At 71.4% G+C, this 13,392-nt stretch carries 11 protein-coding genes; 8 read left to right on the top strand and 3 right to left on the bottom strand.

Annotated features, from left to right (window positions below):
- Positions 1–26: 26 nt before the first annotated feature.
- The 5 genes from B207_RS32405 (at position 27) to B207_RS0103960 (ending at position 6,392) form a co-directional block, all read left to right on the top strand.
- Positions 27–2,951 carry a helix-turn-helix transcriptional regulator gene (locus B207_RS32405; RefSeq protein WP_018635220.1) on the top strand — a complete coding sequence of 975 codons (2,925 nt, stop codon included), beginning with the start codon at positions 27–29 and terminating at the stop codon, positions 2,949–2,951.
- A 42-nt stretch (positions 2,952–2,993) separates the two neighbouring features.
- Entirely contained in the window at positions 2,994–3,779 is a 786-nt protein-coding gene (locus B207_RS0103975) for an MBL fold metallo-hydrolase (protein WP_018635219.1), read from the top strand.
- Between the two features lie 104 nt (positions 3,780–3,883).
- A complete protein-coding gene (locus B207_RS0103970; RefSeq protein WP_026310650.1) occupies positions 3,884–4,756 on the top strand; it encodes an alpha/beta fold hydrolase in 873 nt (290 codons plus the stop codon).
- Between the two features lie 14 nt (positions 4,757–4,770).
- Complete coding sequence (locus B207_RS0103965; protein ID WP_018635217.1) at positions 4,771–5,601, top strand: alpha/beta fold hydrolase; 831 nt, start codon at positions 4,771–4,773, stop codon at positions 5,599–5,601.
- A complete protein-coding gene (locus B207_RS0103960) occupies positions 5,598–6,392 on the top strand; it encodes an alpha/beta hydrolase (RefSeq protein ID WP_018635216.1) in 795 nt (264 codons plus the stop codon). The genes B207_RS0103965 and B207_RS0103960 overlap by 4 nt, the downstream gene beginning before the upstream one ends.
- A gap of 559 nt (positions 6,393–6,951) precedes the next feature.
- Here B207_RS0103960 and B207_RS0103955 read toward each other — a convergent pair.
- Entirely contained in the window at positions 6,952–7,497 is a 546-nt protein-coding gene (locus B207_RS0103955; RefSeq protein WP_026310649.1) for a hypothetical protein, read from the bottom strand.
- Positions 7,498–7,843: 346 nt separating this feature from the next.
- Here B207_RS0103955 and B207_RS0103950 point away from each other — a divergent pair, with 346 nt between their 5' ends.
- Positions 7,844–8,263, top strand: a complete 420-nt coding sequence (locus B207_RS0103950; RefSeq protein WP_026310648.1) for a nitroreductase family deazaflavin-dependent oxidoreductase — start codon at positions 7,844–7,846, stop codon at positions 8,261–8,263.
- A gap of 116 nt (positions 8,264–8,379) precedes the next feature.
- Here the strand turns inward: B207_RS0103950 and B207_RS0103945 are convergent, their stop codons facing one another.
- A complete protein-coding gene (locus B207_RS0103945; protein WP_018635213.1) occupies positions 8,380–9,156 on the bottom strand; it encodes a peptidoglycan-binding domain-containing protein in 777 nt (258 codons plus the stop codon).
- 127 nt (positions 9,157–9,283) lie between these two features.
- Complete coding sequence (locus tag B207_RS32400; protein ID WP_084691986.1) at positions 9,284–10,180, bottom strand: AfsR/SARP family transcriptional regulator; 897 nt, start codon at positions 10,178–10,180, stop codon at positions 9,284–9,286.
- Positions 10,181–10,921: 741 nt separating this feature from the next.
- Here B207_RS32400 and B207_RS0103935 point away from each other — a divergent pair.
- Together B207_RS0103935 and B207_RS36665 are read left to right on the top strand one after the other, a co-directional pair.
- Positions 10,922–12,421: an MFS transporter gene (locus B207_RS0103935; RefSeq protein ID WP_154675129.1), complete on the top strand. Its 1,500-nt coding sequence runs from the start codon at positions 10,922–10,924 to the stop codon at positions 12,419–12,421.
- A 150-nt stretch (positions 12,422–12,571) separates the two neighbouring features.
- Positions 12,572–13,321, top strand: a complete 750-nt coding sequence (locus tag B207_RS36665) for a hypothetical protein (protein ID WP_018635210.1) — start codon at positions 12,572–12,574, stop codon at positions 13,319–13,321.
- Positions 13,322–13,392: the final 71 nt, after the last annotated feature.

Below are 13,392 nucleotides of genomic sequence, written 5' to 3'. Positions count from 1 at the left end.
CGAACCTCAGAGGAGAATCCGCCGTCATGCTGCAGTCGGGTGACGGCCGGGAGGTGAGGCACGGCCGGGAGACGGTGCGCGGCGAGGATCTGAGGCCTGGCCGGGAGGTGGTGCACGGCCGGGACGCCGAGCTCGCCGTCCTCGAACGTCTCCTGGCGGAAGCCCGTGCCAACCGCGGCGCGGCGCTGGTCGTGCGGGGGCACGCCGGCATCGGGAAGACGATGCTGCTGACCGCCGCTCGCCGGTACGCGGCCGAGGCCGGGATGACGGTGCTCACCACGAACGGCGCCGAGGCGGAGACGACGCTGCCGTTCGCCGGGCTGCACCAGCTGCTGGCCCCGCTGCTGCATGATCTGCGGGCGCTCACCCCGCGGTTGCAGCGCACGCTGCGCGGCGCCTTCGGCCAGGAGGACACCCGCCCGGAGCTGTTCACGGTGGGGCTCGCGGTCCTCGAGCTGCTCGGCGACCGGGCGGCCCACACCCCGCTGCTCCTGCTGGTCGAGGATGCGCACTGGCTGGACCCGGAGACGCTCGACGTGCTGGTCTTCGTCGCCCGCCGCCTCACCGTCGAGCCGATCGCCGCGGTCATCGCGGTCCGCGCCCAGCACACCGCCGTCCTCGCCGGCACCGGCATCGGTCAGCTGCCTGTCGCGGAGCTGGATGACGACGCCGCGCGGCGGGTGCTGGCCGACCATGCTCCCGGGCTCGGCCCCGGGCTGCGGGAGCGCATCCTCGCCCAGGCTGCGGGCAATCCGCTCGCCCTCGTCGAGCTGCCCCGGTGCGTCACGTCGGACGTCCTCGACGACTCGCTGGAGCTGTTGCCGCTCAACGAGCGCCTGGAAGGCGCGTTCGCGGACCGGTTCGCCCAGCTGCCGCCCGCGTCCCGGGCGGTGGTCGCCGCGTTCTCCGCCGACACCGGCTGTCCGCTGCCGGCGCTGCTGACCGCCGCGCGGGCGCTGACCGGCGGTGAGGTGCCCGCGGAGAGCTTCCAGCCGGCGATCGACGCCGGGCTGCTGCAGGTCCAGGCGCGCCGGCTGCGGTTCCGGCATCCTCTCGTGCGGTCGGCGGTCTACCGGTCCGTCAGCGACTTCGCCCGGCTCACGGTCCACTCGGTGCTCGCCGACACGTTCTCCGACGACCCGGACCGGCGTGCCTGGCACCGCAGCGCGGCGACGCTCGGGCCGGACGAGGACATCAGCGACGAGCTGGAGGCGGCCGCCGCCCGTGCCCTGGAGCGCGGGGCGCTCGGGGTGGCCGTCACCGACCTCGACCGTGCCTCGGAGCTCACCGGCGACGCCGCGCGACGCTCCTCGCTTCTGCTGCGGGCCGCGGAGCTCGCCTCCCAGCTGCACGACCGCGGCGTCGCCGCGCAGCTCGTCGCGAAGGCCAGCCCGGCCCAGGGCGACCCGGCCCAGGGCGACCCGGTCGACCGCGGCCGGCTGGCGCTGGTCAGCGACATCGTCGAGCCCGGTGACGTGCGGGACACCGGGCGGATCGACATCCTGTGCGATCTTGCTCTGGCGGCTCATGCCGCCGGCGACACGAACGTCGCGGCGATGCTGTGCTGGCGGGCCGCGTCGCGCTGCTGGTGGGCGAGCCTGCCGTCGGAGATCGGCGGGCGGGTCACCGCCGTGCTCGCCAGGCTCGGCCTCGCCGACGACGACCCACGAACCCTCGCGATCAGCGCCTACGCCCAGCCGGACGTGCTCGGCGCCGACGTGCTGCGCCAGCTGCCCACGCTGATCCCGGACCGCACCGACATCGACGCGATGCGCTTCCTCGGCGGGGCGGCCCTGGTCCTCGGCGACTTCGTCACCGCGTCGTCGTACATGGGCACGGCGGCCGCCGGTTACCGGGCGCAGGGCCGGGCGGCCCTGCTCGCGCGGACCCTGTCGTCCACGGGCTTCATCCGCCTGTGGCTCGGCCGGTGGCCGGCTGTCCGGGCCGACACGGAGGAGGCCGAGGCGCTCGCGGAGGAGACCGGCGACCATTTCTGGGTCGTCGCCGCCCGGGCCAGCCGGGCTCTGCACGAGGCGATGTGCGGCAACAGCGAGGCCGCCTTCCGGCTCGCGGACGACGTCCTGGCCAGCCCGCTCGTCGTCGGGGTGCGGTTCGCGGCCGAGGCCGCGCAGCACGCCCGCGGGGTCGCCGCGAACGCCGCCGGCCGCCACGACGAGGCCCTCGACCTGCTGACCCGCCTCTTCGACCCGTCCGATCCGGCGTTCCAGCTCGACATGTCGGGGTGGGCGCTGCCCGACCTCGCGGACGCGGCCCTCCGGTCGGGGCGCCAGGAGGAGGTGCGGGAGATCCTCGCCCGGGCCGAGGAGCGGGCGGCGCGGTTCCCGTCACCGGCGCTGCACCACTCGCTCGCCTACGCCGCCGCGGTGCTGGCGCCGGAACCGCGGGCGGCTGCGGCGTTCGACCACGCCCTGGCCATGGATCTCGGGGACTGGCCGGTCCACCGCGCCCGGCTGGGCCTCGCCTACGGCTCATGGCTGCGCCGGCGCCGACGCGTTCTCGAGTCGCGGGCGCCGCTGCGCGCGGCGCGGGACGGCTTCGACGCCCTCGGTGCCGCCGCCTGGGGCCGGCTGGCCCGTGAGGAGCTGCGCGCCGCCGGCGAGGAGAGCGTCGGGCGGTCGGCGCCGTCCGGCGAAGTGCTCACCGCCCAGGAGCTGCAGACCGCGATGCTGGCCGCCGCCGGGCTCAGCAACCGGGAGATCGGCCAGCGGCTGTTCGTGTCACACCGTACGGTGAGCTCGCACCTCTACCGGATCTTCCCGAAGCTCGGCATCACCGCCCGCTCGCAGCTGCGGGAGGCCCTCGACGCGCTGCGGGCCCGGCCCCCGGCAACCGACGGCAGCCAGTCCACGAACCAGAGCCCGCCCGACGACGACAGTCAACTTACGGATGCGCCCCCTTCGCCGTCCCTCCAGCCTGGGGCCGTGGTCTGAGCATGCCCGCGACCAACCCAGCACCGAGTGAGGACGACGCCGTTGAAGGACCTGCGCGTGACGCACATCGGAGGCCCGACGACCCTCGTCGAGGTGGGCGGCTGGCGCATCCTCACCGACCCGACGTTCGACCCGCCGGGCCGGCGCTACTCGTTCGGCTGGGGCACCAGCTCGCGCAAGCGGACCGGCCCGGCCCTCGATCCCGACGAGATCGGGCCGGTCGACGCCGTCCTGCTCACCCACGACCACCATGCGGACAATCTCGACGACCGCGGTCGCGCCCTGCTCGCCCAGGCACCGACGGTGATCACCACCCGGTCGGGGGCCCGGCGCCTCGGTGGCGGGGCACGCGGCCTGCGCCCGTGGATGCGGACCGAGCTCGACGCACCCGGCCGGCGGCGCATCACCGTCACCGCGACACCGTGCCGGCACGGCCCGCCGCTGAGCCGCCCCGTCGCCGGCCCGGTGGTCGGCTTCGCGCTGCGGTGGGACGCCCAGGAACACGGCGTCTTCTGGATCACCGGTGACACGGTGCTGTTCCGCGGGGTCCGGCAGGTGCCGCTGCGGATGACGGTCGACACCGTGCTGCTGCATCTCGGTGCGGTCCGGTTCCCGCTCACCGGGCCGCTGCACTACAGCCTCACCGCGACCGAGGCGGTCGAGCTGTGCACGCTCGCGAAGCCACGAACGATCATCCCGGTGCACTACGAGGGCTGGTCGCACTTCAGCCAGGGGCGCGAGGCCGTCGAGCGGGCGTTCGCCGCCGCGCCGGACGGGCTCGGCGAGCGCCTGCACTGGCTGCCACTGCGCCCGGCGGACCATCTCTGACGGGTTTCCACGCAGGACCGTCAACCTACCGATGCCGGGCCTGGCCGGTTTCCCGCACCGTGGTGCCACCTCCTCGCGCTTCCTCCCGAAGGGACCACGTCCTCGTGTCAACGACCCGCCGAACAGTGATTGCCGGATCCGCGGCAGCCGCGACCGGCGCCCTCGTCGGAGCACCCCTGGCCTCCGCGGCCTCCGCAGGAACCACGGCCACCACGTCGGCCGCGTCGGCCGCGTCGGCCGCGTCGGCCGCGTCGGCCCGGCCACCGGCCGCGGCCCGGCCGACGGTCGTGCTCGTGCACGGTGCGTTCGCCGACGCCTCCGGCTGGAACGACGTCGCCCGCCTGCTGCAACGCGACGGCCACCGCGTCCTGGCGCCGGCGAACCCGCTGCGCAGCGTCTCCGCCGACGCGGCCTACCTCGCCAGCATCCTGGCGACGCTGCCCGGCCCGATCGTCCTGGTGGGCCACTCGTACGGCGGGATGGTCATCACCAACGCGGCGGTGGGCAACACGAACGTGAAGGCCCTGGTGTACGTGGCCGCCTTCGCGCCGGACCAGGGCGAGACCCTGCAGGGCCTGCAGCTGAAGTACCCGGGCAGCAGGCTCGGCGAGGCCGCGCTGGACTTCCGGCCCTACCCGACCCCCGACGGAGTCGGCAGCATCGACGGCTATGTGAAGACCGACGTGTTCCGCGACGTCTTCGCCGGCGACCTGCCCCGGGCGACGACGGACCTCATGGCCGCCACCCAGCGCCCCGGCGACGTCCACACCCTGCAGGAGCCCTCCGGGGCACCGGCCTGGAAGAGCATTCCCAGCTGGTACCTGGTCGCCCGCGACGACAACCTGATCCCGCCCGCCGCGCAGCGGTTCATGGCGAAGCGGGCCGGGGCGCGCACCACCGAGGTGGGCGCCTCGCACGTCGCCATGATCTCCCAGCCCCGCATCACCGCTGACGTCATCAGGTCCGCGGCCCGCTGACAGGAGGGCTCCTCATGTACGTCACCACCGCCGACGGCGCCCAGATCTTCTACAAGGACTGGGGCACCGGCCGCCCCGTCGTGCTGTCGCACGGCTGGCCGCTGAACTCCGACAGCTGGGAGGCGCAGGCGCTCTTCCTGGCCGGCCACGGCTACCGGGTCATCGCCCACGACCGCCGCGGCCACGGCCAGTCCACGCAGACCTGGCACGGCAACGACATGGACACCTACGCCGACGACCTCGCCGCCGTCCTCGACACCCTCGACCTGCGCGACGCCACTCTGGTCGGATTCTCCACCGGCGGCGGCGAGGTCGCCCGCTACATCGGCCGGCACGGAACCGCCCGGGTGGCCCAGGCCGCCCTGGTCTCCGCGGTGCCGCCGTTCATGCTGCGGACCGCCGACAACCCCGGCGGTGTGCCGGTCGAGGTCTTCGACGGAATCCGGGCCGGCTCGCTGGCGGACCGCTCCCAGACCTACCGCGACCTCGCCGACGGCCCGTTCTTCGGCAACAACCGGCCCGGCGCCGAGGTCTCCCAGGGCATCCGCGACGCGTTCTGGCTGCAGTCGATGGCCTCGGGCCACCGCAACGCCTACGAGTGCATCGCCGCGTTCTCGGCCACCGACTTCCGCGGCGACCTCGCCGCGTTCGACGTCCCCACCCTCGTCATCCACGGCGACGACGACCAGGTCGTGCCGTTCGAGGTCGGCGGCATGGCCTCCTCGGCGTTGGTCAAGGAAGCCCGCCTGCTCGTCTACTGCGGAGCGCCGCACGGCATCACCGACACCCACCGGCAGCAGCTCGGCGACGACCTGCTCGCGTTCCTCAAGGAGTACGACGGATGAGCACGATCGTCCTGATCCACGGCCTCTGGATGACGCCGCGCAGCTGGGAGCACTGGGTTCCCTACTACGAGGCCAAGGGGCACACCGTCCTCACCCCGGCCTACCCCGGCTTCGAGGTCGAGGTGGAGGCGCTGCGCGCCGACCCGACGCCGATCGCGACGGCGTCGGTGCCCGACACCGTCGCCCACCTCGAGAAGATCATCACCGAGCTGCCCGAGAAGCCCGTCCTCATGGGCCACTCGTTCGGCGGCACCCTCACCCAGCTGCTGCTCGACCGCGGCCACGGCGCCGCCGGTGTGGTCATCAACTCGGCCCCGCCGGAGCGGATCCGCGTCAACCCACCGTCGCAGATCAAATCCCTGTTCCCGATCCTCAACAACCCGGCCAAGCGGCACCAGGCGGCCGGATTCACGCCCGAGCAGTTCCACTACGCCTTCACCAACACGCTGCCGGAAGCCGAGTCCCGCGCGGCCTACGACCGGTATGCGATCCCGGCGCCCGGCAGCTGGGTCTGGTCGTACGGGCTGCTGGCCAACTTCACCCCGGGCAAGGGTGACACCTGGGTCGACTTCCACAACGCCAACCGCGCACCGCTGCTGTTCATCGCCGGCGGCGCCGACCACATCATGCCGCCGTCGGTGAACAGGTCGAACGCCCACCACTACAAGGCGGCCGGCACCGTCACCGACTACCACGAGTTCCCCGGCCGCTCCCACTGGACGTGCGCCGAACCAGGCTGGGAGCAGGTCGCCGACCACGCCCTGGAGTGGGCCCTGCGCCACGCCGGCTGACGAGGATGACGCGGTAGTCGCGGACGTTCCCCGCCGCGCCGCCCGTGAGACATCACGGAGCTCGCAGCCTCCGCGATCTCTCACGGGCGGCCTCGGCACGGGGACGGCGCCGTCCCCGTGCCGCTATGCGCGCCGACGTTCGCCCCGCTGCGGTCAGGCAGCTCCTCCCTGCGTGTTTCTCGCCGTCAGTCCAGGCGTACGGCCGCGCGCACCCGGCCGTTCAGGGCCCTACGCCGGCGGGGGTGGCCGACTGCGGAGGAGCACCCCCGGCGCAGGGAAAAAGGCCCGCACCGGTGCGCGAACACCGGTGCGGGCCTCCGTGTGGCCAGCCCCTGGCCGCCCTGGGCCCCGAGAAGGACCGGGCGGCGCCCGCCCCTCGCGGCAGGCCGGCTCAGATGCGTCGGCGGCCGACCCTGCGCGACGTCCGGCGGGCGGTACGGCGGGAGGTACGGCGGGCGACCCGGCGAGATCCGAACATGATGTCTGCCTCCTCGTTCGCGGCGGTGCTCACTCGGCTGTGCTCACGAACTCCTGTTGCACTCACGAACTCCTGTTGCGCTCACGAACTCCTGCTGCCCGCGCTCTCCATCGCGCGCAGGTCGGGCGCCTCCTCGGCCGCGAGCAGCCCGATCTCGACGAGATCGAACGGATCGACGAAGCCGTCGCCGAGACGGAACCCGCCCGACCGCGCGATGGCGTCACGCAGGGGAACGGCCCAGCGATGCTCAAGGAGAACGAGCGCGGCCGCAGAGTCCTTCGGAATATCGGCGATGACGTCCCACATCTGTTCGTCCGCGGGCGCCTGCTCTCCGGCCGCCGAGGCGCCGGGGCCGGCGGGAGCACCTTCCTGCGTGTTGTCCTCACCCTCGATGGCGAGCCCGACGAGCGCCCCCACCTTGCTGCCGAGTTCGATCGCCTCGTCCTCGGACAGGTTGCTCAGGTGCTCCACCTCGACGTCTCCGTCAGCATCCTTGTAGACGGCCAGAGAATCGATCACACGCACGGCATCGTTCTCTCGGAGGCGTTCCAGTTCCTCGATTATCTCGCCATGGAAATCAGGATGATCGAATCCCAGCACAAGCAGTTGGACCGGACCAATCGTCACTGTTGTCACCCTTCTCGTGCGTCACCCTTCTCGCGGCACTGCGGGGTGAGACAGATAATCGGCCCCGGCTTCTCCCGACACCATTTTTCGGCCGATTTTCCCCGGAACACTCCAGACCTTCACCTGGAACACTCCAGATCTTCCGGCCTGAACTCTGAATCCCCCGGGACATTCCCTACCCGAGGCTGGTCTGCACAAACAGTCGCAGATAGGCGGCTGGCCGAGCCCGAGCCCGCCGTGGACGGCGTGCGGACCCGGCTTCGTCAACGCCGCCGCGGCGCGCCCGGTCGGGGCAGTCTGCCCGGGGCGGCGTTCGGCGTCCGCCGCCCCGGGCAGACTGGGGCACATGACGTCTGCGATCGAACTGCACGGAGCTCCCCATGTGGAGCGCTACCTCGAGACCGACGGGCGCGACGGGTACCACTGGCGCAACGGCACGACGATCCTGCTGCTGTTCACCACGGGGCGCTCGTCCGGTCTGCCCCGCACCAATGCGCTGATCTTCCAGCCCTGGGAGGACGCCTACCTCGTCGTCGCCTCGAAGGGGGGCGCACCGGAGCCGCCGGCCTGGTTCCTCAACCTGCAGGCCGACCCGCTCGTCGAGGTCCAGATCAGGGGCGAGCGCTTCGCCGCCCGGGCCCGGGTCGCCACACCGGAGGAGAAGCCGGCGATGTGGGCCAGGATGGTCGAGGCCTGGCCCGACTACGACGACTACCAGACGAAGACGGCACGGACGATCCCCGTGGTCGTTCTCGAGCGCGTCTGAGAGACAGGGACCGAGAGGCAGGGACCGGGCATACCGCTCAGCCGTGGGTGCGGACAACAGCACCAGCCTGTCCGCACCCACGGCTGGGCTGGTCCCGCCGGCGGAGCCGTGGGCCGTCACCAGGTCCGGGCGAGGACGTTGGTCAGATAGCCGGTCATGCGGTCCAGCTTCGGCTGGTCGTCGGGGTTCGCGGCCGAGAGCTTGCCCTGCGCCCATTCGGCGGCCCACGTGGGCACGTTGTGGGCGACGATGACATACGTCCAGTTGTGGGCCCATCGATCGGAGTCGTACCGTTCACGCATCGCCCTGGCCGTCGAATCCAGGGCCCAGTACGGATCGAGTGCCTGGTCCCTGGTCACGCCCGGCAGGGTGGTGTTCCACTGGCAGAGCCCGAAGTCGGAGTTGGTCCAGTAGCCGACGGCGCCGGGGTCCCAGTTGCTCTCCAGCGCCGTCACGCCCCGCAGCAGTCCCCGCGGAACGGTGTACTTGATGGCGTAACGGTCGGCGATCGGCATGAACAGCGCGTACGAGGTCTCCTTGTGCACGAGACCGGGCGGGTTCCGCTCGCTGGCGGCGAAGAACATGTCCTGGTTGATGGCCGGCTGTCTGTGCTGCTGGAAGGCGACGACCGCGGCTTTCGTCCGCTCGCCGAACCGGCCGTCCGCCGGGATCGGGGTACCCGGGCCGCTGTGCCAGTTCAACGCCCGCTGGATCGCCCTCACCGCGGCCCGCACAGCCTCGAGGTCATCCTGGCTGCCACCCTCGGGAGCCCGTTCGCCGGCACCGATCCCGTAGTAGGGGCCGAAACCGGTTCCCGCGGCGTCGATGGTGCCCCCGTAACCGTCCCTCGGCCAGCTGCCCCTGCCCACGCGCACCCGGTCCGGTGTGGTCACCGTGCCTCCTCACTCGCTGCCCTGACGATCGCCATCGCCGAGCGTAGGGTTTTCGATCTACGCGCGGAACGAAACCGGCGGAGTGGCCCGAGCCCTGTCCCGCGATCAGCCGGCGATCAGCCGGCGATCAGCCGGCGATCGATGGTTCCCGGCCCAAAGCGCGCAGCAGGTTCTTGCCGAGGACGCCGCCCGGGCGGACAGCGGGCTGGGCCTGCCCCTCGGCGGCGGGCACCGGACCGGCGACGTGCACCTGCGCTGGCCGGCCGAGCATCGGATCCTGCTCGAGGATGGCGCGTTCGTAGTCACGCATTCTCGGGGAGGGTTCGAGGCCCAGTTCGTCCATCAGCCGGAACCGCAGCGCTCGGTAGACGTCGAGCGCCTCCGCCTGTCGGCCGCACCGGTACAGCGCGATCATGAGCTGCTGGCTGAATCGTTCCTGGAACGGGTGTTCCCGCAGCAGGTCCCGGAGCAGGGGGATGGTCCTCGCATGCTCGCCACACTGCAGTTCGCAGTCGATCAGCGATTCGAGGGCGCCCTGCCGTAGCTCCTCGTACCGTGCGGAGGCCGCGCGGCAGCGGGGGCCGCCGCGGGCCGCTCCGAACATCGGGCCGCGCCAGAGCCCGAGGGCATCCTGCAGCGCCTCGGCGGTCACCGCAGGCGGCGTGCCGCTCTGCCGGGCACGAATATCCGTCAGGGCGTTCGCGAAGATCTCGGCATCCAGTTCGCCTTCGCCGACAACGAGCTCGTAGCCACTGGAGTGGGCGACGAGCCGGGACGTGGCCGCGTCGGGTTCCAGCGCGGCCAGTTTCTGCCGGAGCCTGCTGATATGCGCCTGCAGGGCATTCTCCACCCGGTCCGGATGCTGGCCGTTCCACAGCTCGTCGATCAGCGTACCGGTGCCGACCAGGCGCTGAGTGCCGGTCAACAGGGTGAGGAGAAGGGTCCGCTGCAGAGATCCGGTCGGACGAACAATCCGAGTTGAAGTCTCGATCTCGAGTGGGCCCAGAACACGAAAGATCAGCATCTTCTCTACTACCCGTGAAGCACTGCGGGACGATGGGATGAACGGCGAGATCGCCGTGGGCAGCCGGGACGTTCTCGAAATACCTGTTGCGGCGCCACAAGGTTCTCCCGACCATGGATGACCTGCTGACCGACACGAAGGTCCGACCTGCTTCGCCGCGATCGCGACGACATCGATAATGACAACGATTCCCCCAGCGTTGGTGTCTTCTCGCCGACAGGCTTTGCGGCAGTCCGCGCCACCTCCTCCCAGTCGGTTCGTCCACAGGACGCCGCCCGGATCACCACTCGACCAACAGTAGCTATCCGTAACCAGCTATACACATTGAATAGTAGGCCTGACATCGCCGTGACGGGGTACTGACGAGCGGAATGACCAGCGGTCTCAGCGGGCACGGATGTCGATCGACCACCTGCGAAGGACAGGTAATTCCGCCACCGGTTTCGGCATGCCGTCGGTCACGTGCCCGGCCGCCGCTCTCGATACCTGCGGTTTCCCGGCCCGCACCGCTCGGGCCCGACCGCGTCGACGCTTTGCACCCTTGCATCTGCCTCGAGCACCATCTCCTGCAGCGGCACCCGCGGATGCAGTTGCTTCAGACGCTCGGACGACCGCTCCGTCGCGCCGTTCGCTTACCTCGCAGGTAATTGACGAGCCTGCGGCCGGCCATGGATCGTTCCCCCGAGCCAGTTCCGATCTGGTTCGACCGGCGAATGGTCCTGTCGATGAGGAGTGCCCTCGATGACCACGAGTTTCAACCCCGCAGCCCCGGCCAGGGCCGCGGGCGCCCCGACGGCGGCGCCCGCGCCACCCTCGCCACCTGCGTCACCGGTCACAAAGCCACATCTCGGAACACTCCTGGTGGTCCTGACCGGAACATTCATGGGCGGTCTGGACTTCTTCATCGTCAATGTGGCCATCCCCTCCATGCAGATCGACCTGACGGCCAGTGCGGCGGCCATGCAGTTCGTGATCGCCGGATATGCCCTGGCCTTCGGCTCCGGCATGATCCTGGGCGGCCGGCTGGGTGACATCTACGGACGGCGTCGCGTCTTCATCGCGGCGATGGCCGTGTTCACGTTGGCGTCGGCAGCCTGCGGTGTAGCGCCCAACGTCGAAATTCTGATAGTCGCCCGGCTCCTCCAGGGCGCCGCCGCCGCGGTGATGTCACCGCAGGTGCTGACCATTCTTGGCACCACGTACACTGGCGAAGCGAGAGCCCGCGCCATCAACGCCTACGGGATGGCGATGGGTATCTCGGCGGTGTTCGGCCAGCTGATCGGCGGCCTGCTCATCAAGGGCGACGTGTTCGGGCTGGGCTGGCGGGCCTGCTTCCTCATCAACATTCCCATCGGCCTGGTGGCGATCCTGCTGGCGCCCCGGTGGGTGCCTGAATCCCGCGCCCCGGGTCGCCCCAGGCTCGACGTCGTCGGCACGTTCATCGTGACGGCGGCTCTGGTCGCCGTCGTACTGCCGCTGATCGAAGGCCGGGAGCAGGGCTGGCCGCTGTGGTCCTGGCTTCTCCTGGCCGCCGCGGTGCCGCTGTTCGCGCTGTTCGCCGTCTACGAACGCGCGGCAGCCCGGCGCGGTGCCTCGCCCCTGATCGACCTGAGCCTCTTCCGCGAACGCGCGTTCACCGCGGGGCTGCTGGCCCAGGTGGTCTTCTGGACCGGCCAGGCGTCGTTCTTCCTGGTGTTCGCCATCTACGTGCAGCAGGGCCGGGGGCTGGACGCCCTGGAGGCCGGGCTCATCTTCGTCGCGATCGGTGGCGGCTACATGGCCACCTCGATGACCGCGCGGCACGTCGCGGCCCGGTTGGGCCGACAGGTCATCGCGCTGGGCGGGGTGCTGCGAATGATCGCCCTGACGGCAATGGTGATCATTCTCTACGCTGCGAGCAGCGATGTGAGCCTCGGCTGGCTGATCCCGGCGCTCATCCTCGACGGTGCCGGCATGGGGCTCGCGGTCGCTCCGCTGGCGGCGACGGTGATCTCCCGCATCACCCCGGCACACGCCGGCTCCGCGACCGGCGTCCTGACCACCGGGGTGCAGATCGGCAACGCACTCGGCGTCGCGCTGATCGGCGTGATCTTCTACGACATCATCGGCGACGGCGCGGACCTGGAGACGTTCACCGACGCCTTCCGGACCAGCCTGTTCTTCCTCATCGGCATCGGGGCCGCCCTCGCTCTGCTGGTCCAGCTGCTCCCCCGGGTGCCACGCGGCGCGGGTGGCCGCTAGCCGTTCCCCTCGGGGGAGGCGGGCTCGGGCAGTTCGCATGACAGGTCCTGACACCATTCCCCGGCCATTCCCCGGCCACGCCCCGGCCCATGCCCCGGCCGGGTCAGCGCCGGCTTTCTGTATCAACCACATCTCGGGCAGGAGACTCCTGTGATCAACTATCGCGACCTGGTCGAGCGGTACATGGCGATCTGGAACGAACCCGACCCCACGGCACGTCGCCGGGCGGTGGAGGAGCTCTGGGCACCGACGGGTGAGCACTTCGTCCAGACCTATGGCTTCCAGGGCTATGACGCCATCGAGGGCCGGGTCGGCCGGGCCCACACCCAGTGGGTGCGGGACGGCGGCTACCTCTTCCTCGCGGGTGATGACCTCGCCGGCCACGGCAACCTGGTGAAGTTCAGCTGGGAGATGGTGCCCGCGGCCGGCGGTGAGGCCGCCTCGACCGGCTTCGACGTTCTCGTTCTCGACGACGAGGGACGGATTCTGATCGACCACCAGTTCAACAACCCGGCAGTCCCGTCGGTGGAGCGCAACGAGCTGGCGGACCGCTACCTGGCCGTGTGGAACGAGCCGGACCAGGCACGGCGCCGCGAGCGGCTCGCCGCCGTCTGGGCGCCCGGCGGCACGCTGGTGGACGCCGAGACCGGCGGCACGGCGAGCGGGCTGGCAGCCGTCGAGAAGGTGGTCGCGGCCGCGGACCCCCGGATCGCCGCGGGTTACCGTTCCCGTCGCACCGGCGACGCCGACGGCCATCGCGACGTTCTGCGGCTGCACTGGGAGCTGCGCTCGGCGGAGGGCCGGCGGGCGGCGGACGGGTTCGACTTCCTCGTGCTCGACTCGGACGGGCGGATCTCGGCCGGCCACCGGTTCGTCGAACGGGCCGAGCCAGGCATCTGAGTGCCGGGGCCGCCAGGCGTTCCCGGCGCGGCGGCCAGGTGATGGCCAGCCCGGGGAGCAGGTGACGGCCA

The organism is Parafrankia elaeagni, assembly GCF_000374165.1.
GTDB classification, from domain to species: domain Bacteria; phylum Actinomycetota; class Actinomycetes; order Frankiales; family Frankiaceae; genus Parafrankia; species Parafrankia elaeagni.
Note: the sequence above shows the minus strand (reverse complement) of the source record. Positions and strands in the feature narration are given on the sequence as shown.